General features: G+C 65.9%; 17 protein-coding genes and 1 riboswitch. Of the genes, 10 read left to right on the top strand and 7 right to left on the bottom strand.

The genetic code is table 11. The annotated features are described in order from the left end of the window. Nucleotides 1-11: 11 nt before the first annotated feature. Together AC5Y2L_RS03770 and AC5Y2L_RS03765 are read right to left on the bottom strand one after the other, a co-directional pair. Nucleotides 12-767: a GntR family transcriptional regulator gene (locus AC5Y2L_RS03770; RefSeq protein WP_499936326.1), complete on the bottom strand. Its 756-nt coding sequence runs from the start codon at nt 765-767 to the stop codon at nt 12-14. Beyond that, nucleotides 757-2,469: an SMP-30/gluconolactonase/LRE family protein gene (locus tag AC5Y2L_RS03765; protein ID WP_499936325.1), complete on the bottom strand. Its 1,713-nt coding sequence runs from the start codon at nt 2,467-2,469 to the stop codon at nt 757-759. Before AC5Y2L_RS03765 ends, AC5Y2L_RS03770 begins: the two co-directional genes overlap by 11 nt. 120 nt (nt 2,470-2,589) lie before the next feature. Between AC5Y2L_RS03765 and AC5Y2L_RS03760 the strand changes: the two genes are divergently transcribed. The 7 genes from AC5Y2L_RS03760 (at nt 2,590) to AC5Y2L_RS03730 (ending at nt 12,156) form a co-directional block, all read left to right on the top strand. Further along, on the top strand, nt 2,590-3,456 hold the full coding sequence (locus AC5Y2L_RS03760) for an SDR family NAD(P)-dependent oxidoreductase (RefSeq protein WP_499936324.1): 867 nt from the start codon (nt 2,590-2,592) through the stop codon (nt 3,454-3,456). A gap of 1 nt (nt 3,457) precedes the next feature. Then, on the top strand, nt 3,458-4,831 hold the full coding sequence (locus AC5Y2L_RS03755; protein ID WP_499943565.1) for an aromatic ring-hydroxylating oxygenase subunit alpha: 1,374 nt from the start codon (nt 3,458-3,460) through the stop codon (nt 4,829-4,831). Next, entirely contained in the window at nt 4,828-6,009 is a 1,182-nt protein-coding gene (locus AC5Y2L_RS03750; RefSeq protein WP_499936321.1) for an LLM class flavin-dependent oxidoreductase, read from the top strand. The genes AC5Y2L_RS03755 and AC5Y2L_RS03750 overlap by 4 nt, the downstream gene beginning before the upstream one ends. Continuing rightward, nucleotides 6,006-7,847: a flavin-containing monooxygenase gene (locus tag AC5Y2L_RS03745; protein WP_499936320.1), complete on the top strand. Its 1,842-nt coding sequence runs from the start codon at nt 6,006-6,008 to the stop codon at nt 7,845-7,847. Before AC5Y2L_RS03750 ends, AC5Y2L_RS03745 begins: the two co-directional genes overlap by 4 nt. After that, nucleotides 7,847-8,782 carry an SDR family NAD(P)-dependent oxidoreductase gene (locus AC5Y2L_RS03740; RefSeq protein ID WP_499936554.1) on the top strand — a complete coding sequence of 312 codons (936 nt, stop codon included), beginning with the start codon at nt 7,847-7,849 and terminating at the stop codon, nt 8,780-8,782. The genes AC5Y2L_RS03745 and AC5Y2L_RS03740 overlap by 1 nt, the downstream gene beginning before the upstream one ends. Further along, entirely contained in the window at nt 8,775-9,944 is a 1,170-nt protein-coding gene (locus AC5Y2L_RS03735; protein ID WP_499936319.1) for a CaiB/BaiF CoA transferase family protein, read from the top strand. The genes AC5Y2L_RS03740 and AC5Y2L_RS03735 overlap by 8 nt, the downstream gene beginning before the upstream one ends. Before the next feature lie 211 nt (nt 9,945-10,155). After that, a complete protein-coding gene (locus AC5Y2L_RS03730; protein WP_499936317.1) occupies nt 10,156-12,156 on the top strand; it encodes an acyltransferase family protein in 2,001 nt (666 codons plus the stop codon). A gap of 3 nt (nt 12,157-12,159) precedes the next feature. On the opposite strand, the gene AC5Y2L_RS03725 is transcribed toward AC5Y2L_RS03730, so the two are convergent. Next, entirely contained in the window at nt 12,160-12,819 is a 660-nt protein-coding gene (locus tag AC5Y2L_RS03725) for an O-methyltransferase (RefSeq protein WP_499936316.1), read from the bottom strand. A gap of 73 nt (nt 12,820-12,892) precedes the next feature. After that, nucleotides 12,893-13,067: riboswitch (M-box (ykoK) riboswitch) on the top strand. A gap of 231 nt (nt 13,068-13,298) precedes the next feature. Between AC5Y2L_RS03725 and AC5Y2L_RS03720 the strand changes: the two genes are divergently transcribed. Beyond that, nucleotides 13,299-13,517 (top strand): hypothetical protein, encoded by a 219-nt coding sequence (locus AC5Y2L_RS03720; protein ID WP_499936315.1) that lies wholly within the window; start codon nt 13,299-13,301, stop codon nt 13,515-13,517. 73 nt (nt 13,518-13,590) lie between these two features. On the opposite strand, the gene AC5Y2L_RS03715 is transcribed toward AC5Y2L_RS03720, so the two are convergent. Then, nucleotides 13,591-14,529: an NADP-dependent oxidoreductase gene (locus tag AC5Y2L_RS03715; RefSeq protein ID WP_499936313.1), complete on the bottom strand. Its 939-nt coding sequence runs from the start codon at nt 14,527-14,529 to the stop codon at nt 13,591-13,593. A gap of 135 nt (nt 14,530-14,664) precedes the next feature. Between AC5Y2L_RS03715 and AC5Y2L_RS03710 the strand changes: the two genes are divergently transcribed. Beyond that, nucleotides 14,665-15,255, top strand: coding sequence for a hypothetical protein (locus AC5Y2L_RS03710; RefSeq protein ID WP_499936312.1), 591 nt, complete (start codon nt 14,665-14,667; stop codon nt 15,253-15,255). Nucleotides 15,256-15,324: 69 nt separating this feature from the next. Here the strand turns inward: AC5Y2L_RS03710 and AC5Y2L_RS03705 are convergent, their stop codons facing one another. Both AC5Y2L_RS03705 and oxc read right to left on the bottom strand, forming a co-directional pair. Then, nucleotides 15,325-16,080, bottom strand: coding sequence for a L,D-transpeptidase (locus tag AC5Y2L_RS03705; protein ID WP_499936552.1), 756 nt, complete (start codon nt 16,078-16,080; stop codon nt 15,325-15,327). A 192-nt stretch (nt 16,081-16,272) separates the two neighbouring features. Further along, entirely contained in the window at nt 16,273-17,985 is a 1,713-nt protein-coding gene (oxc, locus tag AC5Y2L_RS03700) for an oxalyl-CoA decarboxylase (protein ID WP_499936310.1), read from the bottom strand. Nucleotides 17,986-18,105: 120 nt separating this feature from the next. Here oxc and AC5Y2L_RS03695 point away from each other — a divergent pair, with 120 nt between their 5' ends. Then, entirely contained in the window at nt 18,106-19,629 is a 1,524-nt protein-coding gene (locus tag AC5Y2L_RS03695) for a FadD7 family fatty acid--CoA ligase (protein ID WP_499936309.1), read from the top strand. 3 nt (nt 19,630-19,632) lie between these two features. Here AC5Y2L_RS03695 and AC5Y2L_RS03690 read toward each other — a convergent pair whose 3' ends face one another. Beyond that, nucleotides 19,633-21,780 (bottom strand): elongation factor G-like protein EF-G2, encoded by a 2,148-nt coding sequence (locus tag AC5Y2L_RS03690; RefSeq protein ID WP_499936308.1) that lies wholly within the window; start codon nt 21,778-21,780, stop codon nt 19,633-19,635. Nucleotides 21,781-21,808 lie beyond the last annotated feature (28 nt).

Here is a 21,808-nt window from a genome sequence, read left to right as displayed (position 1 = left end):
AGCGCCGCCGGTCAGCCTTTGATGCGCCGCATGGTCATCGAGTGACGGAAGCGGGACGCGGGATGGGTGTTGATGGTGACCTGGGCAACCTGCCCCTCGGAAGTCGTGTAGGTGCGTCGCACCTGCAGCGCTGGGGCCCCGGGCTCGACTTCGAGGCCGCTGGCCAGTGCCGGTGGAATGAGGACCGCGGCGATTTCTTGCTGAACTTCGACGATATTCAGCCCGAATAAGTCCTCGATGAGCGGGAAGACGGCGCCCTCATGGCGCTGCAGCAGTCTGCCGACGGCCGCGAACGCGCGGTTGATGTAGTACTCGGTGCGGCACAGCGCGGGTCCGGACGAGTCCGCACGATAGCCCTGCACGCTCAGCCACTCTTCGCCGCTTTTCAGCCCAATCCGGTCGGCCAGCTCGTCGTCGATGGTGACCATGCTGATGGATTCGATGGCAAATCGCGCACCCGCCGCAAAAGCCACCAAGTCGTTGATCGACATGACGTGCTGGACGTAGGACTCCGACGACGGCCGCGGGACCACCAGCGTTCCGGTGCGCGGCCGAGACGACACCAGGTTGTCCTCCCGCAGCCGGCGCAGCGCTTCCCGAATGGTGTAGCGGCTGACCGCAAACCGTTCGCAGAGCTCGTGTTCGGTGGGCAATTGCGATCCCACCGGATACACGCCGTCCACGATCTCCTTGCGCAGCGTCCGCGCGACCTGCAGGTAGCGGTGGTCGACTGCCTTTAGTTCTGTGGCATCGGCACTATTCGGCATCTGTTGCGGCCCTTGACGATTCCCGACGCAATGCCAGGACGCTGCCCTCGGCGTCCGCGGAAACATACAGCGTCCCGTCCGGCCCCGCGGCGATGCCGGCGAACGGTCCCTGCGGTCCGGAGAACGGCGGCATGCCCAGCAGTGGCTTGGGTATCACGCCCGGCGGTGCGCCGACCGGCAATTCCGATGCGATGGTGCGTCGGGTCCGGCCGCCCAGGTCGAAGGCGATCAGCTCTTTCGCGCCCGCATCGACGACATAGACCTGGTTGTCGAACACGAGAATGCCTTGGGGACATTGCAATTCGTCCAGTATCGGCCCGGTGCCGTCCAGCTTGACCACCCGCCCGGCGCCCGCCTCGGAGACCAGGCAACTTCCGTCGGGGGCGATGGCCACACCGACCGGCTCGCTGAGATCCGACGCCAGCGTCAGAACGTCGCCCGGCTGGATCGACAACACCCGCCCCTTCCCGAGTTCGGCGACCACGACGGCGCCGCCCGCAGCGACTGCGACGCCATAAAGCTGGTCGAAACCGTCTGCCAGCACCGCGCTTTCGTTGCGGCCGGGCCAATATCGCGCCACCTGACCGTTGGAGGTAGTGACGACGAACTCGCCGGGACCGCTGCTCGCCACGCCACGCAGGAAGCCCGGATACCCGGGGCTGAACAGCATTCCCGCGGTGCGCAGCCGGTCGGGCTCAGGCCAGATGCGCGACGACCCGCTTCGCCCGGCTGCGCCGCGCTCGCGATCGTCGACGGTAGGCGACAGGGCGTAGAAGTAGGTTCCGTCGGCGATGTAGAGGTTGCCGTCGTCGCCAAACGCCAAGTCCAACGGCCAGTTCAACCCACCCGGCAATACCGTCCGCGTGTCGCCGCCGTCGAGGATCTCGGTAATTTCGCCGGTGAAATTGGACACGAACAGCCGATCGCCCAAGAACGTCAGATTGTCCAGGCCCGGATTCAGGTTCGCCAGCACGCTGCGTTCGCCGTTGCGCGGGTCGATGCGCAGCACCTGACCGCTGTGTACCTGAGTGGAAACGATGCAGCCGCGGGAATCGAACTTCACCGCGTCGGGCACACCGAGATCGGCCGCGACACACTCGGGCGCTCCACCTTCGGGGTCGATGCGCCAGATCTCGTTGGCCCCCATCAGCGGGAAGTACAACAAGCCGTCGGGCCCAACCTCCATGGCGTTGGGCGACGGCAGGTTCTCCAGCAGCACCCGTGGCTCTCCGCCGCGCAGATCGAGTTCGAGCAGTCGCCCGCCCGCCCGGCACTCGCCGATGAACAGCCGGCCGCGATGGAAGGTGATGCCGTTGGCCGCGGGCACGTCGTCGCGCAAGACCCGGGTCCGGCCCGCGGGGTCGCGCACACTCACCCGTCCGTTCATGACCTCGGTGGCGTAGAGGTTGCCACTCGGGTCGAAGGCCACGTCGTCAGGTGCGACGATGTCGCCGCCCTTGGCGCTGACGATGTCGAGCTGTCCGGTCGCGACGTCGAGCGCGCTGATTTGGCTGCCGGTGACTTGAGCGATGTAAACCCGGCCGTCCGGTCCGGTGCGCAGGCCGTTGGCGCCGAACAGCCGGCTGGGCGGCGTGAGGCGCTGCAGGCTCCACCCTTCGGCCACCCGCGGCGGTCGCACTGACGCGTAGCGGGCGGCAGGCTGGGACGATAAAGCCGTCACCGCTCGGACGATATCAACCATGTAATAGTCCAGACAATAGAAAGCATGGAGTTTGGTGCTGCTCTTGACGACGAGCTATCCGTAAGAGAATCATGCTCTCTAATGACTGCACGCCGTTATCTGGTCCGGACAATTTGTTGAATGAGCGTTGATATCCTGAGTCAGCGTCTGAGCCTGCGTGGGCGCGTTGTCGTGGTGGCCGGTGCGGCAGGCGGTGGTATCGGTACCACGGTGACGCGGCTGGTCGCGCAGGCCGGGGCCACCGTGGTCGCGGTGAGCCGCAATCGGGACAATTTGGACCAGCATGTCGGCCCACTGGTGAGCGAGGGTCTGTCGGTCCTGCCGGTTGTCGGCGATGTCTCCACCGACGACGGGGTGAACGCGGCGCTGGAGTCGGCGCGGGACATCGAGGGTGACCTGTACGGCTTGGTCAACGTCGCGGGCGGGGCGGATCCGTCCACCTGGATGCCGTCGACCCGGGTGACCCGGCACGATTGGCGTGAGCTGTTCACCCGCAATCTCGAGACGATGTTCTTCATGAGCCAGGCGGTGGCCGCGGAGCTGAGGCGCAGCAACCGTCCGGGCTCGATCGTTTCGATTTCGTCAATCAGCGGGATGAACACGGCGCCTTACCACATCGCTTACGGCACAGCCAAGGCCGCGATCGCGGCCGTGACCCGGACCATGGCGCTCGAACTGGCCCAACACGCCATCCGCGTCAACGCGGTGGCGCCGGGGGTCACCGAGACACCGGCATCGCACACGTACGTGGACGACGACCCGGAGCGTGACCGGCGCGCCATCGCACTGGGGCGCCGCGGCCATCCGGACGAAATCGCCAGCGCCATCATGTTTTTGCTGTCCGACTTGTCGAGCTATATCACCGGGCAGACGCTCCTGGTGGACGGCGGGGTGAACCTGCGATGGACGCATCTGGGCGGCGACAATACCTCGCTGTTCCTCAAGGACGAGTCTTTCCGCACGACGATAAAGCGTTGGGAGGCATGAGATGGAGTTGTTTGACGACAGCGCCGACGACCTGACCGCCCCGGTGACCATCGGTGTCGACGCCTACATTTCGCCAGAGTACGCCCGCGCCGAACGGGACAAGTTGTGGCGCAAGGTGTGGCAGCAAGTCGGGCGGGTCGAGGACCTGCCCAAGGTGGGCAGCTTCCTCACCTACGACATTCTCGACGACTCCATAGTCGTGGTGCGCACCGGGCCGGACACGTTCAGGGCACACCACAACGTGTGCATGCACCGGGGGCGTCGGCTGGTCGACATCCCCGCCGGAGCGAAAAGTGCTTGCGGCCAGAAGAAGTCGTTCGTCTGCGGATTCCATGGGTGGACATATGACCGGGACGGCAACTGCATCCACATCCCCGAGCAAGCCGACTGGCAGGGCGCGTTGACACCGGAGAACACCCATCTGGCGGCGGTGAATGTCGACACCTGGGGCGGCTGGATCTGGATCAACATGGATCCGGCAGCCGAGCCGTTGCGCGACTACCTGGAGCCCGCCGCCACCATGCTCGACCCGTTCAACCTGGCTGACATGCGCTGCAAATGGCGGAAATGGCTGCATTTCGAATGCAACTGGAAGGTCGCGATGGAAGCCTTCAACGAGACCTACCACGTAGCCACCACCCATCCGCAATTCAACAAGTTCGGGAACTTCCGCGGCTGGGCGGCCGCGCATGGCCGGCACAGCAACATCGGCTACGACGCACCCACGGACCTGGCCGAGACGAAATCGAAGATCCGGCTCGGCACCGGAGCAGACCCGCGGCTCTCGACGGCCGAGATGCAGCTCTACACGCTGGAGGAAACCAACGCCACCACCACCAAGACGCTGGTCGACGCGGCGCTGCGCCTGGTCGACGAGTTGCCCGAGGACGCCCCCGCCGATCAGGTGCTCAGCCACTGGCTGACTTCGGCGCGCGAGGATGATGCTGCGCGGGGCGTGATCTGGCCGACCATCGACCCCAAGCACCTGGCGGAGAGCGGGACCGCATGGCAGATCTTCCCGAATTTCCAGATCGGGCAGGGGCTGACCACCGCCCTGTGCTACAGCGCCCGACCCTACGGATACGACCCGGACAAATGCATCTTCGAAGCGTCGTGCTACGAGCTGTATCCGAAAGGCGAAGAGCCACAGACCGAATGGGTGTACGCCCCGCCGGACGACCCGAATTGGCGCAGTGTGTTGCCGCAGGACTTCTCCAACATGGCCGCCGTGCAGCAGGGCATGAAGTCGCTGGGTTTCCGCGGCCCGAAGCCCAACCCGTATATGGAGCGCGCCACCGCCAACCTGCACCGCAACCTCGCCCGATACATGGGCACCGGCGCACCCCGACAACTCGCAAAGGAGCTTGATCGATGAAAGTCAACCTTGGGTTCGGAGCACACAATTCGCACGACTGGGAACGCGTGCTGGCGGGCGATTTCAGCCGCCCACCCGCGACGGCGGACTGGGAATGCGTCCAGGCCACCCTCGCGATCGCCGACCTGGCCGAACCGCTTGGGTTCGACGGCATCTGGATGCCGGAACACTGCGGCACCCCATATGGCATGACGCCCAACCCGATTCAGGCGCTGAGCTACTTCGCCGGCCGCACCGAACGCGTCGGCCTCGGCACCTTCGTCGTCGTCGCGCCGTGGTGGCACCCGGTCCGGCTGGCCCACCAGATCGCCTATCTCGACATCCTGTCCAACGGCCGGTACACGACGATCGGGATCGGCCGCGGCGTGTCGAAGGGAGAGTTCGACGCCGTCGGCGTACCGCGCGAGGAAAGCCGGCAACGGTTCAACGAAACGCTCGACATCCTGCAGCTGGCGCTGTCCGGCGAGCGGTTCTCCTACGAAGGCGAGATATTCACCGTCCCGGAGATGTCGCTTCGTCCCGAACCTCAGAGCAGCGACCTGTTTTCCCGCATCTACAGCTCGTCGTCGACCGCCGAGTCGCTGGAGATCCTGGCACGGCGCGGGATGGTGCCGCTCTTCGTCGGCAACAAGCCGATCGAGGATGCCGGACGAGAGGTGCAGCAGGTGAACATCTTCCGCAAGGAAGAGGGCCTGCCGCCCTGTCAGCCGAAGAACGTGATGTTCATGTACTGCACGACCGACGACCCCGCCAAGTCCGAGGAATGGATCTGGACCGCCAACCGCGATGTCACCGTGCACTACGGATTTGCCGACGCTTCGAACTTCAAGGGCGTCAGAGGCTATGAAGCCTATGCCGCGCGCGAAGCCAGCGCGACCGCGGTCCTCGCCTCGTCGGTGACAGGCGGAGCTCAAGGCGACCCCAAAGCCCAAAAGACACCCGGATACCATGCCTCCAATCTCCTGATCGGCACACCGGAAGAGATCTACAACCGGATCGTCGCCGCCCAGCGGGCCTGTTCGTTCTGCGAGCTGACGATTGTCCCGCAATTCGGCACCATGCCGTATCAGGAGGCGATGGCCAGCACCGAGCTGTTCGCGAAAGAGGTGCTGCCCGCCGTGCACGAGATGGATGCCCCGCTGCACCCCGCCGCACTGCCGGAAAACGCTTTGGCATGACCGATCCGAACTGCCCACCGACCGAGACGCCCGACGACATCGACCTTCCGGCGCTACGTGAGAAGTATCGCCAAGAGCGCGAAAAGCGACTGCGCCCCGAAGGTTCCAAGCAGTACATCGAGCTGGTCGACGAGTTCGCGGATTACTACGAGACCGACCCGTACTCGCCGCCATTGGTGCGCGACCCGATTTCGGCCGATATCGATGTCGCCGTGCTGGGCGGCGGCTTCGGCGGGTTGCTATGCGGCGCATACCTGAAAAAGGCCGGCGTCGACGACGTCCGGATCATCGAACTCGGCGGCGATTTCGGTGGGGTCTGGTACTGGAACCGCTTCCCAGGCCTGCAGTGCGACAACGAATCCTACTGCTACATACCGCTACTCGAAGAGCTCAACTACATACCCAGCAAGAAGTTCGCCGACGGCAGCGAGATCTACGAACATTGCCGTCGCATCGGAAAGCACTACGGCCTCTACGATTCCGCGATTTTCTCCACCCAGGTGCGCGCCCTGCATTGGGACGAGGGAATCAGCCGCTGGCGGGTCAGCACCAGCCGCGATGACGACATCCGGGCCCGGTTCGTGGTCATGGCGTCGGGACCCTTTCACCGCCCGAAACTGCCCGGCATTCCGGGGATCAAAGACTTCAAAGGGCACAGTTTCCATTCGTCGCGCTGGGACTACGAATACACCGGCGGCGACAGCAACGGTGGTCTGCACAAGCTCGCCGACAAGCGCGTCGCCGTGGTGGGTACCGGGGCGACCGCAGTCCAGATCGTCCCGTTCCTGGGGCAGGATGCCAAGCATCTCTACGTCTTTCAGCGCACCCCGTCGTCCGTCGGCGCGCGAAACAACCGGCCGACGGATCCCGAGTGGGTAAAGACTCTGCAGCCGGGCTGGCAGAAGGAGCGGCAGCGCAACTTTCACTCTTGGACCTTCGAGGGAATGGCACCGGGACAACCGGACTACGTCTGCGACTTCTGGACCGAACTCGGCCGCAACACCGCGGCACGAGTCCTTGCCCTAGACGACCCCGGCGCGATGACACCGGAACAGTTCATGGCCATCAACGAGGAAGAAGACTACAAGCTGATGGAGCGGCTGCGGCGCCGCATCGAGAACCTAGTCGACGATCCCGAGACCGCCGAGGCGCTCAAGCCTTACTACCGGTTTCTGTGCAAACGACCGTGTACCAATGACGACTACCTCCCGACGTTCAACCGGCCCAACGTGACGCTGGTCGACGTGTCGTCCACCAGGGGCATCGAGCGGGCGACGGAAAAGGGCTTGGTTGCCAACGGCGTGGAGTACGAGGTCGACTGCATCATCTACGCCAGTGGCTTTGAGATCTCGACGGAGATCAGCCGCCGCTACTCGATCGATACCATCGAAGGTCGCGACGGGCTTTCGCTTTTCGACTACTGGCACGACGGATACCGGACCCTGCACGGTATGACCAGCCGGCAATTTCCGAACCAGTTCTACACCGGGTTCACCCAGGTCGGCATTTCCGCGAACATCGCCGCCAACTACGAACTGCAGGGTGAGCACATCGCCTACATCATCTCCGAAGCCTTGAAGCGCGACGCCGTGACCGTGGAACCCAGCCAACAGGCGCAGGATGAATGGTGTAAAACCATCCGGGAGACCGCGATTGACAACACCGCCTTCATCTCGGAATGCACGCCGGGCTACTACAACAACGAAGGTGGCGGTGGCGGGGAAGGCATCCGCTTCTACCTCGGCGAACCGTACGGACCCGGCTTCTACGCCTTCGGCGAGCTGCTGGCCGCCTGGCGCGACAAAGGCGACCTGGACGGCCTCATCCTGGAATCGTGATGGCTGAACTGAGATTTGACGATCGGGTAGCGGTGGTCACCGGCGCCGGCCGGGGACTGGGCCGCGCCTATGCGCTGCTCTTGGCTTCCCGAGGTGCGAAGGTCGTCGTCAACGATACCGGCGGCGCGCTGAGCGGGGATGGTACGGACAGCCAGCCCGCGCACCAGGTCGTTGCCGAGATCACCGCGGCGGGTGGTAAGGCGGTCGCGAGCGTCGAGTCGGTGACGACACCCGCGGGCGGCCAAGCCATTATCCAGTCGGCACTGGACAACTACGGGCGCCTCGACATCCTCATCCACAATGCCGGCAATGTGCGGCGCGCGTCGTTGAAAGAGATGAGCTACCAAGACTTCGACGCGGTCATCGACGTGCATCTGCGGGGTGCCTTTCACGTGGTCCGGCCGGCCTTTCCGCTCATGTGCGACGCCGGGTATGGCCGTATTGTCTTGACTTCGTCGATAGGCGGCCTGTACGGCAACCACGGAGTCGCCAACTATGCCGCCGCCAAGGCGGGCGTGGTCGGCCTGGCCAATGCCGTCGCGCTCGAGGGTGCCGCCGAGGGCGTGCTCTGCAACGTCGTCGTCCCATCAGCGGTGACGAGAATGGCTGACGGGCTTGATATTTCGGCCTACCCGCCGATGGGCACCGAGCTGGTTGCGCCGGTGGTCGGCTTGTTGGCTCACGAATCCTGCCCGGTCACCGGGGAGATGTTGATAGCCATCGCCGGACGGGTGGCGCGGGCGATGATCGTCGAAACGCCTGGCGTGCACCGGCCGTCGTGGACGATCGAGGACGTGGCCGCACAGCTCGATGCCATCCGTTATCACGCTGCGCCACTTGTCTTTCCGCCCGTGCCGGCTGGTCATGCCGAACACATCGGATACAGCTTCGAGATGGCCGCGCGGGCCGGCCGGCAAGGAGCGCATCATGGCTAGCTCCGGCCCGCTGGTCGGAGTACGCGTGGTCGACCTCACCGCAATGGTGATGGGACCCTACTGCACCCAGATCATGGCCGACATGGGCGCCGACGTCATCAAAGTGGAACCCCCGCAAGGTGACGACACCCGGTATGTCTCGGTCGGACCGGCACGCGGCATGAGCGGCGTGTTCGTCAACGTCAACCGCGGCAAGCGGGGAATCACCGTCGACCTGCGCTCGGATCACGGCAAGACCGTGATGCGCGCGCTGATCGACCAGGCCGACGTCTTCATCCACTCCATGCGGTCCAAGGCGATCGCGCGGTTGGGATTCAGTTATCCCGAGGTGGCCGCCATCAACCCGGCGATCGTCTATACCAATTGCTACGGATACGGCCGGCGCGGGCCGAACGGCGACCTGCCCGCATACGACGACACGATTCAGGCGGCCTGCGGGTTGCCGTTCGTACAAGAGCAGTTGACGGGCGAAGCCAACTACGTCGGAACGATATTGGCCGACAAGGTCGCCGGTCTCACCGCGCTGTACGCCACGATGATGGCCCTGTTCCATCGGGAACGCACCGGCGAGGGCCAAGAGGTCGAGATCGGCATGTTCGAAACGATGGCGTCGTTCATGCTCGTCGAGCATGCCAACGGCGCCATGTTCGATCCGCCCTTGGGCACGGCGGTCTATCCCCGTACGGTGGCGCCCAACCGGCGGCCCTACCGGACCAGTGACGGCTACATCGCCGCTTTGATCTACAACGACAAGCATTGGGCCGCCTTCGTCGACGCGGTACGGCCGCCCTGGGCCAGCGATGTGTACGCCACGCTTGAGCGTCGCGCGCGTCATATCGACACCGTGTACGCATTGCTGGCCGAAACGCTGTCGCAGCGAAGCACGCAGGAATGGCTCGAGCTGTTCCGCGAGCTGGAGATTCCAGCGGCGTCGCTGTCCAGTCCCGCAACATTATTCGACGATCAGCACCTCAACGCCGTCGGCTTCTTCCAGACCGTCGACACCCCGCATGGCCCGGTGCGCTTCCCCGGTGTGCCGACCTGGTTTTCCCGAACTCCGGGCCGTATCGCCGGACCCGCTCCGGAGCTGGGCGCCGACACCGCAGAGGTGCTCGAAGAGCTCGGGCTCGCGGCCGTAGACGTGGCGGCCGAGCCGCACTAGGCATTCATATCGCGCCTAAGCGTGTCTCCCGTGAATTCGGCTGCGTCGCACCTAAGCTGGCTGAGATCACGAGGAGGGGCAGCGACGTATCGGCAGCAACGATGGCGCCGGACGGCATATTGGTCAGGGCGCGCTAACCGCGAGCGCTGAGCCGGGCGGGAGTCAACCCGCGCCGGCACTTTCTGCTCCTCGGCGCCGATGGGTGGCGCCGGTGCGCCGGGTCCGTCGGCGGGCTGTCTGGGATCGGTCCGAGCGTCGCGACGGCATCCCTGCGTTGGACGGCCTGCGCGCCATCGCGGTCGCGCTGGTGCTCGTCGGGCACGGCGGCATTCCCGGTGTCGGCGGCGGATTCATCGGCGTCGATATCTTCTTCGTCCTCAGCGGATTCCTGATCACCTCACTGCTGCTCGACGAGCTGGCCCGCAGCGGTCGTATCGAGCTGACCGGGTTCTGGGTTCGACGCGCGCGACGGCTGCTGCCGGCCCTGGTGCTGATGGTCCTCACCGTCGGCGCGGCCCGTGAACTGCTGCCTGCGCAGTCGCTGTCCGGATTGCGGGGTGATGCGATCGCCGCATTCATGTGGATGGCGAACTGGCGGTTCATAGCGCAGAAGACGGACTACTTCACGCAAGGCGCCCCGCCCTCTCCGCTGCAGCACACCTGGTCGCTCGGGGTGGAGGAGCAGTACTACTTCGTCTGGCCCGTCCTGCTGATCGGGGTGACCCTGCTGCTGGCGACACGAGCCAGGCGCTACTTCCGTCGGGCCACAGTTGGCGGGGTGCGGTTCGCCATCTTCGTGATCGCCACGCTCGGCGCACTGGCGTCGGCCGCGGTCACTGTTCTCCAAGCCTGCGACGCCACCCGCGACCGGGTCTATTTCGGGACCGACACCCGGGCGCAGGCGTTACTGATCGGTTCCGCCGCAGCGGCTCTCCTGGTGCGGGATTGGTCGGCATTGAACCGGGGCTGGTGTCTGATCCGGAGCCGCTGGGGGCGGCGGATCGCCCGGATACTGCCGATCCTCGGTCTGACCGGGCTGGCGGCGGCGACCCACTACGCGACGGGTAGCGCGAGCGAGTTCCGTCATGGCTTGCTGATCGGGGTGGCCGTCGCGGCCGGCATGGTGATAGCCCCGGTGGCGATGGAGCAGCGCGGCATCGTGGCCCGGGTGCTGGCCTGGCGCCCGCTGGTGGCCCTGGGCAGCATTTCCTACGGCGTCTACCTGTGGCACTGGCCGATCTTTTTGACGCTCAACGGAGAACGGACCGGATGGTCCGGCATCGCACTGTTCGCCGCTCGGTGCGCCGCGACGGTGGCGGTGGCCACCGCGTCCTGGTGGTTGCTCGAGCAACCCATCCGCCGTTGGCGGCCGGCGCGGGTGCAGTTGCTGCCGCTGGCCGCCGCGACGGTGGCATCCGCTGCGGCGGCAACGATCCTGGTCGTTCCGGTCGGAACGGGCACCGGGCTACGGGAAGTCGGCCTGCCGCCGGGGGTTTCGGCCGTCGCGGCCATTTCGCCGTCGCCGCCGACTGCCGTTCAGCCGCGGCCTCGGGATCCCAACCGTCCGTTCACGGTTTCGGTATTCGGTGATTCCATCGGGTGGACCTGGATGCACTATCTGCCTGCGACACCGGGATTCACGTTCCTGGACCACACCGTCATAGGGTGCAGCCTGGTGCGCGGCACTCCATACCGGTACATCGGCCAAACCCTGGAACAGCGACCGGAATGCGACACCTGGCCGGGTAGGTGGTCGAAGCAGATCAACACCGACCAGCCCGACGTCGCGCTGCTGATCATCGGCCGCTGGGAGACCGTCGACCGAGTCAACGAAGGAAAGTGGACCCACATCGGCGATCCGACCTTCGACGCGTACCTCAACGCCGAGCTCGAGCGGGCGCTGAACATCGTGAGCTCCACCGGCGTGCGCGTGGTGGTGGCCACGGTTCCGTACAGCCGGGGCGGTGAAAAGCCCGACGGCCGCCTGTATCCGGAGGACCAACCGGACCGCGTCAACCAGTGGAACACCATGCTGCGCAACACGGTTGCCCACCACCCGAATGTCCAGATTCTCGACCTGAACAAAAAGCTATGCCCGGACGGCGTTTACACCGCCAAGGTCGACGGCATCAAGGTACGCAGCGATGGCGTCCACCTCACCCCGGAAGGTGTCAAATGGCTGACCCCCTGGCTCGAGGAGTCACTGCGATAGCTGCTAATCGCCTGCCCGACAACTGATTTCCATGCTGTCGCTGTCGCGGACCAGAAAGTTGAAGCTGACATAGCCGTTGTCGGGGTTGCGTACGCGCTCCAGATAGGGCTGGGTGTCGGCCGCGCTCGTGTTGTCGGCCACAACCAATGCACCTGCGGACAGCCGCGGTTCGAGCAACTCGATCACGGGCAGATATAAATCCTTCCACCCGTCCAGCAGGACGAAGTCGACCTTGCCGTCCAGGTCGGCGAGCGTACACAGCGCGTCTCCTTCCAGAATAGTGATCACATCGTCAAGGCCGGTCTCGGCGAATGTGCTTCTGGCCGCGGCTATCTTGGTTTCGCTGAGTTCAGTGGTCACCACCCGGCCGTCGCCGTTGTCGCGCACCGCCGCAGCCAGATGAATGGCGGAGATGCCGAACGACATCCCGAATTCCACCACGGTGGCCGGGCGGGTGGCGCGCACCAGCGCGTACAGCAACCGCCCGGCTTCGGGCGTCACCGGGATGTAGAACTCGCTCATCGCCTCGGTGCGCTCTTCGGTGGTCATCGCACGACCCAGCTCTTCACGTTTCTCGCGCAACAGCGACATCTGGTTCTTCGCCTCGGTGTACATCCGGTCGAGCGCGGTCACGATCCTGGGGTCTTGCAATGTGATGGCCATGATCCGACAGCCTAGGGCGCCATCGCATACAGCGTTTGACGAGCAACGGGTCAGAGTGCGAGCATGGCTTCTGCATGCACCTCGTTAGGTGAGGCGTCTGCATGGATACAGGCCACTGACCTCGAACGTCGAGAGACGCCCCGGGTCAGGACAGCTCTTCCCGGACCCAAGGGTCGAGCCCAAGTGGCTTCTGGGCGATGGTCCAGATACGCCGTGCAGTGCCAAAGCTCCAACGAGAGGGGTGTAAGTTCGGCGGGTTTGATGACATGCCCGCCGGGCGTTTGCCTCTTCTGTGCAGCGCAGTGTGGTGACACCCGCGTGTGTCCTGGCCGTGAGGAGGTGAGGGCGAGATGAGTCCCAGCGATAGTCCCTATCCGCAATCCATCTTGTTCCGATCCGGTTCCGGCATTCTCGTAGCCGCCTGAGCTTTTCGTTCTGAAATGCCATGAACCGGTCGACGTTCAGGCAGGAGATGAATCATGGCTTTCGTTGTTGCACACCGTGTTACCGGTGCTGAAAAGGCGTCGCGGACGCCCCGGCGCGCGCTGCTGCGCACTGGGCGGTTGCTGGCGAAAAGGTTGTGTGGATGGCACACACCTACTCCGCAGCAGCGGGCCGACCTGTATGTGTCGCGCATGCCGATCGCGGTGATCACGGCCTCGCTCGGCGGGCATCCGTCCGACACCGTGCGCCGCTAATCCCACGGCGAGCAGACGCAAAGTCCCCCGAAAACACCACTTTCGGGGAACTTTGCGTCTGCTCGCGGGTGATTCAGCCATTCGGCAGCAGGACGATCTTGCCGTGCGTGTGCCGGCGCTCGAGTTCTTCGAACGCGTCGGCCACCCGCTCCAGCGGATAGGTCGCGGCGACGTCGAAGTCGATGGCGCCGCTGGCGATCAGGCCGGCGATCTCGGAAAGCACTTCCGGTGTCGACGCTTCCATGCTGCCTTCGGTTTTCGCGCCGACCTCGGCGGCTTTCTGAAACGAGATGATGGTGTCGATCCGCTCGGGTGCGACGCCGAGGTCGACGGCGAGCTGGACGTACTCCGGACCGAAGAGGTCGATGAATGCGTCAATCCCGTCCGGCGCCGCGTCCCGCAGCCGTTCGGCCAGCCCGTCTCCATATGCGATCGGCGTGACGCCATGCGTGCGCAGCCAGTCCGCGTTGCCCGGCCCCGCAATACCCAGGACCACCGCCTCGCGCAGGACCAATAGCTGCACGACCAGGCTGCCGACTCCACCGGCGGCCGCAGAGACGGCGACCGTCTCGCCCGGCTGGGGCGCGACCGCCCGGACCGCCGCGTAGGCCGTCGCGCCGACCACATACAGCGATCCCGCGACCGCCCAACTCAATTCAGGAGGTTTGCGGATCAGCTGGCCCACCGGCACGGCCGTGTGGGTGGCGTGGCTGGACCGGCGGAGGCTGAATCCCAGCACCTCGTCGCCGACCGCCAATTCGGTGACTCCAGGGCCCACCGCCGTCACGACGCCGGCGAGGTCGCTGCCCTCGCCGGACGGGAAGGTGGCCGGGAACATCTCGTGCATCGCTCCCACCCGGATGCCGGCCTCGCCGGGGTTGATCCCCGCGGCGCGAACTTCGACCACCACCTCCCCCGGGCCTGGCGTCGGCATGTCGATGTCCGCCACGTACAACACATCCCGGCCCCCGTAACGGTCGAACCGTACGGCGCGCGCCACTGCAGCCGTCATTGTGAACTCCTAACCTGCCGATAATCGCGGCCCATGCCGGTGCGCAACAGCGGGAGCGGCGCCCTTGTTCCCGCCCACGATTCCCAGTAGCGTCAGGCGCCGCGGCACACTGGTGACGGGTTTGGAAGGAATGCCATGAAGCTTTCTCGGAAAACACTCGCCGGCTGCGCGGTGGTCACCGTCGTGGTGAGCGCCGCGACCACCGGCTGCGGCCCCGGTGAGAGCCCAGGGTCGTTGCCGTCCATCGCCCCGAGCACGTCGGCCGGCCCGCCATATCCACCGAAGGCCGACTACACGAATTTGCTGATCCCGGTGACCGATATCGGCCAGGATTTCAGCGCCTCCGACCCGGTGCAGAATCCGAACGGCGCCCCAGGTGTCTCGCAGCTGTTTACCAACGGGGACAACAGCCGCCGCATCGGCGACAGCATCTTGCTGGTCAATGAAGCCAAGACGGCGAAGTTAGGACTCGAGAACACCAAGAACAACTACGCCAGCAAGGTCACCGGCACCTGGCAGCCCGCCGACGTCGGCGACGGCGGGGCAATCATCTCCGGGGCGGCGCCGGACAATTCCCAAGCGGTGACCGTCTTGTTGTTCACCCAGGGCAAGGCGTTGGTCAGCCTGGAATTCGACAGCGCGCCCAACGACCCGACGGATCCCGAGTTTGCAAAAGATATCGGCCGTAAGCAGGACGCCGCGTTGAAGGGCAAACTGCCAAACTGACTCGGCCGCAGCACGTTTCGACGAAATATTGGAATTTGCCTGTGGCCGTTGCGGTTAGCGCGGCGATGGTCAAGCAACCACGTTGATCGGGTCGCCGATGTTCACCATGTTGAAGTACCAGGCGGCGTTGTCCGGACTCAGATTGATGCAACCGTGACTGACGTTGGCGTAGCCCTGCGAGTCCACTGACCACGGGGCCGAGTGCACGTAAACGCCGCTCGAAGTGACACGCACCGCGTACGAGGCGACGATTCGGTAGCCGTCGGGTGAGCTCAGCGGGATACCGATGGTGCGGGAGTCCATCACGACGGTGCGCTCTTTGGACATCGCGCTGAAGTTGCCGATAGGCGTCGGGCGGCTGGGCTTACCCATCGACGCGGGCATCGTGCGGAGCACCTCGCCGTTTTTGCTCACGGTGAAGGTGTGCGCGGAGATGCTGGCGACGCCCAGCAATGCATCACCGGTTTCGAAGCCGGTGCCCAGACCCTGTACCTCGACTGAGACGCGGGTATGGCTGGGCCAATAGTGGTCTGGCACCCACTGCACGACGTTGTTCTCGACCCATTCGAAGTGTCCGGTCAAGTTGCTCGGAGAGAGCACGCGAATGGACCGCTGGGCCGCGGCACGATCGGCAACCGGGGCGGTGAACGTCACCACAACCGGATGGCCCACCCCGACCACCGCACCGTTGGCCGGCAAAACCGACTCCACGCCCGGAACCGGCCGGGGTGCGGGAACCGCCGCAACGCTGCGGGTGACCGGTCCTGCCATGGTCATCGCCGAGATTGCGACCATAACGAACAGATAACGAACTGCTCGACGCAAGGGCTTCACTCTCCGAGATGGTGCGATGAACATGGAACTATTCTAGTCGGCTCTACCCTATAGATATCTCTAGCAAACACTCGTCTGTTAGCTTGGCCGCAATATTAGCGGCGCTCGGCAGCCCGCGGCGGGGGAATTCTCCGTTTGAACGTCCGGGACGACTTCCACCCCGATACCGGGTACTGCCGACCGTCACCCGTCGGCGCCGACCGAACTCGGCGCGCGGGTGGCCGCACTGGCCGGGTTGAGGCCCGCCAGGTGGCCACTTTCCACCCCGGCAGCCGTGTCGAGCACACAGTTGACAATCGACGGTCCCTGCGTCGCGAGCGCCTCAGACAGCGCCGAGCGCAGTTCGTGCGGCGTCGTGACGTGGTATCCCTTGCCGCCGAATGCCTCCGCGATCAGCTCGTGCCGAGCCTGCCCACTCAGCACCGTCGGCGCCGGGTCTTCGCCGACGGCCGCGACTTCGTCACCGCGATAGACGCCGCCGTTGTTGAGGATGACGACGGTCACCGGCAGTCGGTATCGGCAGATGGTCTCAATCTCCATGCCGCTGAACCCAAATGCGCTGTCCCCCTCGATCGCCACCACCGGCTTGCCGGTCTCGACCGCGGCGGCGATTGCATAGCCCATGCCGATCCCCATCACGCCCCAAGTCCCGGTGTCCAGCCGATGCCGCGGCAATTCCATGTCGATGACATTCCGGGCAAGGTCTAATGCGTTGGCCCCTTCGTTCACCACATAGACATCCGAATTATCCTGCAGCACAGCGCGAATGGCGCCCAGCGCGTTGTAGAACCGCATGGGATGGGGGTTTTCTGCCAGCCGACGATGCATTTTGGCCTCGTTGCTCACCTTTCGCTCAGTGAGCTCGGTTACCCATTGCCGGGGAGCGACGACGGGACGTGCGCGCACGCCGTCGAGCAATGCGGACATCGCCGAGGCGATGTCGCCGCTCACCGGTGCGGCAATCGGCCGGTTGCTATCGAATTCCGCAGCGGCGATGTCGATTTGGACGAACGTGGCATCGGCCGACCATTGCGGAGACTCGCCATGGCCGAGCAGCCAGTTGAGCCGGGCGCCAACCAGCAGGACGGTGTCAGCGCGGGCTATCGCCAAGGATCGCGCCGCGGCCGCGGACTGCGGATGCGAATCGGGCAGCAGCCCCTTCGCCATCGACATCGGCAGGAACGGCATCCCGGTGGTCTCCACGAATTCCCGGATGACGTCGTCAGCCTGCGCGTAGGCCGCGCCCTTGCCGAGCACGATCAGCGGCCGCTGCGCCCCCGCGAGCACTTCCAGCGCGCGATCGACCGCCTCGGGTGCCGGCGGCTGCCGCGGAGCCGGGTCGACGACGCGCCATATCGTGCCGGCGGCGGCAGAGGCCGCCATCGCTTGGCTCAGGACCTCGCCCGGGATGTCGAGGTAGACGCCGCCCGGGCGGCCGGAGCTCGCGGTGCGAACGGCCCGCGCGACGCCGAGCCCGATGTCCTCGACGCGGCCGATCCGATAAGCCGCCTTGGCGAACGGCCTTGCGGCGCCGAGCTGGTCGAGGTCCTGGTAGTCGCCGCGCTGCAGATCCACCAGAGGCCGCCGGCTCGAGCCGGAGATCTGGATCATCGGGAAGCAGTTTGTAGTCGCGTTGGCCAAGGCCGGCAGGCCGTTGAGAAAACCAGGCCCGGACGTCGTCAGGCAAACACCCGGGCGTCGGTTCAAGAACCCGGCGGCGGCGGCCGCGTTACCGGCCGAAGTTTCGTGCCGGAAACCGATGAAACGGATGCCGGATGCCTGGGCGACACGGGCGAGATCGGTGATCGGGATGCCGACCAGGCCGTAAATGGTGGCCACGTCGTTGGCCTTGAGGGCGTCCACGACGAGGTGGAAGCCGTCGGTCTTGCTGGACATGAGCGACTCCTTCGGTTCCCACACTGCTGCGCGAAGTCGACGCTAGCGCGAACTTTTGCGAGTGGGCGTCGCGCTGGCGTCGATTTCGAGCAACCGCGTCACGCAGCCATACTGTCGGGCATGGACGCGCGCATTGCCGACCTGGTCCAGGCGACCGCCACCCAGCGGCCGGCAGCCGCAGCGCTCGTCGTCGGGTCCGATCGGACAACGATCAGCTACGCCGACCTCGTCCGCCTGGTCGACGACCTGGCCGGCCACCTTCAGCGGCAGGGCCTGCAACCGGGTGATCGGGTCGCGTTGCGGGCCGGCAGCAACGCCGAGTTCGTCGTCAGCCTGTTGGCGGCCTCCCGGGCGGGCTTGATCGTCGTCCCACTGGACCCGGCCCTGCCCGTCGGCGACCAGCGCGCCCGGACCGAGGCGGCCCGCGCGCGGGTGGTGCTGGTCGACGGCGACGCGTCCGACGATCAGCGCGAACCGGCGCTGCTGCGCTGGCGGGTCTCGGTGGCCAGCGACCGCGTCCACCTCGACGCTGACACCGCACCGAACCAGGTGGCGTCGGCGCCGAACGGGCTGCGCGACGACGACGCGATGATCATGTTCACCGGGGGGACGACGGGCCTGCCGAAGATGGTCCCGTGGACCCACGCCAACATCGCCACCTCGATCCGGGCCATCGTCGCCGGCTATCGCCTCGGGCCGCAGGACGCGACCGTCGCGGTGATGCCGCTGTATCACGGCCACGGGCTGGTCGCCGCGTTGCTGTCCAGCCTGGCATCGGGCGGGACGGTGTCGCTGCCGGCCGGCGGGCGATTCTCGGCGCACACGTTCTGGGACGACATCGCGGCGGTCGGGGCCACCTGGTACACCGCGGTGCCCACCATCCACCAGATCCTGCTGGAACGCGCCAAAAGCGAATCACCCACCCATAGAGCCACGCTGCGCTTCATCCGCAGCTGTAGCGCGCCGCTCACCCCGGAGACCGCGCAAGCGCTGCACGACGAGTTCTCGGCGCCGGTGGTGTGCGCGTTCGGGATGACCGAGGCCACCCACCAAGTTAGCACCACCAGCATCGACAGCACCGAAAGCCCTTCTGGTGCAACCGGTCTGGTCGGGCGCTCCACCGGCCCACAGATCCGCATCGCCGGGCCGGACGGGCATCCGCTCGATGCGGGCGCGGTCGGAGAGGTGTGGCTGCGCGGGCCGACGGTGGTGCGCGGCTACCTCGGCGACCCGGAGATAACCGCGGCCAACTTCACCGACGGATGGCTGCGCACCGGCGATCTGGGATCACTGTCGGTGGCGGGTGACCTGTGCATCCGCGGCCGGATCAAGGAACTGATCAACCGTGGCGGCGAGAAGATTTCCCCGGAACGCGTCGAGGGCGTGCTCGCTGGCCATCCAAATGTGTTGGAGGTAGCGGTGTTCGGTGTGCCGGACAAAATGTACGGCGAGACGGTGGCCGCCGCGGTCGTCCCGCGCGTGTCGCCCGCGCCGGCAGCCGACGAACTCGCCGCGTTCTGCCGCGAGCGGTTGGCCGCGTTCGAGGTGCCGGCCAGCTTTCAGGAGGTCAGCGTATTGCCGCACACCGCCAAAGGGTCGCTGGACCGACGTGCCGTGGCCCAGCAATTCGGAGGCACGACCTGACTGTCACGCCGAGCTTTTCACCTTGGCGGCCGCATGTTCGGGCATCGGTTCGTAGCGGACGAACGAACGGGTGAACGACGCGGCCCCGTGCGCCAGCGAGCGCAGGTCGATCGCATACCGGGTCAGCTCGACCTGAGGCACTTCGGCCTTGACCACGGTGCGTTCGTGCCCCGCGGCCTCGGTGCCGAGCACCCGGCCCCGACGACTGGACAAATCACCCATGACCGCGCCGACGTAATCGTCGGGCACCAGCACCGAGATCTCGTCGATGGGTTCCAGCAGAACCACTTTCGTCGCGGCGGCCGCCTCCCGCAGCGCCAGCGCGCCGGCCATCTGGAACGCAAAGTCCGAGGAGTCCACGCTGTGCGCCTTGCCGTCGAACAGCGTGACGCGCAGGTCGACCACCGGGTAACCGGCGTGCACGCCTTTCTCCATCTGCGCGCGAATACCCTTCTCCACACTGGGGATGTAGTTGCGCGGCACCGCCCCGCCGACCACCTTGTCGACGAACTCAAACCCCGAACCCTCCGGCAGCGGCTCCACCTCGATGTCGCACACCCCGTACTGGCCGTGGCCGCCGGACTGCTTGATGTGCCGGCCGTGGCCTTTGGCCTTGCCCGCGAACGTTTCTCGCAGCGGAACGCGAAGGTCCACCGTATCGACGGTCACCCCATAGCGGTTGGCCAGCGCGTCGAGCACCACACCGGCGTGGGCTTCGCCCATGCACCACAGCACTATCTGGTGTGTTTCCTGGTTCTGCTCGATCCGCAGCGTCGGATCTTCGGCAGCCAACCGGCCCAAGCCCACCGACAGCTTGTCCTCGTCGGCCTTGGCGTGCGCCTGAATGGCCACCGGCAGCAGCGGTTCGGGCATGGTCCAGGGTTTCAGCACCAGCGGTTCGGACTTGTCGGACAGGGTGTCACCGGTTTCGGCGCGGCTCAGCTTGCCGATCGCACAGATGTCGCCGGCCACCGCCGCCGGTGCCGGCCGTTGCTGTTTGCCCAGCGGGAACGACAGCACGCCCACGCGCTCGTCCTCGTCGTGGTCCGGGTGGCTGCTCCCGGACCCGTTGGACCCGCCGAAGAACGACGCAAAATGGCCCGACACGTGAACCGTCGCGTCGGGCCTGATGGTCCCGGAGAACACCCGGACCAGGCTGACCCTGCCGACGTAGGGGTCCGACGTCGTCTTCACCACCTCTGCCAGCAACGGCGCATCGGGGTCACAGGCCAACTCGGCATGCGGAGCCCCCGCCGGCGTAAAGACTTCCGGCAGCGGATGTTCCATCGGCGAGGGGAAGCCGCGGGTGGCCACCTCGAGCAGCTCCAGGGTGCCCACCCCGGTACCACTGCACACCGGGATGACCGGGAAGAACGAACCGCGGGCAACGGCCCGCTCCAAGTCTTCGATCAGCACCGACTCGTCGATGGTCTCGCCGCCGAGGTAGCGGTCCATCAGCGACTCGTCCTCGGATTCCTCGATGATTCCCTCGATCAGGCTGCCGCGGGCCTCCTCGATGCGGTCGGCATCCGCCGGGTCCGGCGGGCCTACGGTGCGCTTGCCGGCGGAGTAGGTGTAGCGGGTCTGTGACAGCAGTCCGATCAGACCGTCGCTGGTCGGCAGGTAAAGAGGTAAGACTTTGTCGCCGAACGCATTCTGCGCCGCGTCCAGAGCCTCGGCGTAGTTCGCCCGGGCGTGGTCGAGCTTGGTGATCACCACCGCGCGGGGCATGCCGACCTGGCTGCATTCCTGCCACAGAGATTTGGTGGGTTCGTCGACCCCTTCGTTGGCGGCGATGACGAACAGCGCGCAATCGGCCGCCCGCAGTCCGGCCCGCAACTCACCGACGAAGTCGGCGTACCCGGGGGTGTCGACCAGGTTGACCTTGACGCCGTCGTACGACAGCGACGCCACCGCCAGGCCGACCGAGCGCTGTTGGCGGATCTCGGCGTCGTCGAAGTCGCAGACCGTCGTGCCCTCGCTCACCGAACCCGGACGGTTCAGGACGCCGGCCGCGACGAGCAAGGCCTCGACAAGGGTGGTCTTGCCGGCCCCTGACGGCCCGACCAGGACCACGTTGCGAATGCCCCCTGGGCCGTCCGCAGTGGGAGCCGCTCCCGCTCCCTGGGAAGCACTCGCTCTGTCCGCCATGGCATTCCTCCAGTTCTCCCGGGCAGCT

The sequence above is a fragment of the Mycobacterium sp. NGS66 genome, assembly GCF_059812225.1.
This window is presented reverse-complemented; position numbering and strand designations above follow the sequence as displayed.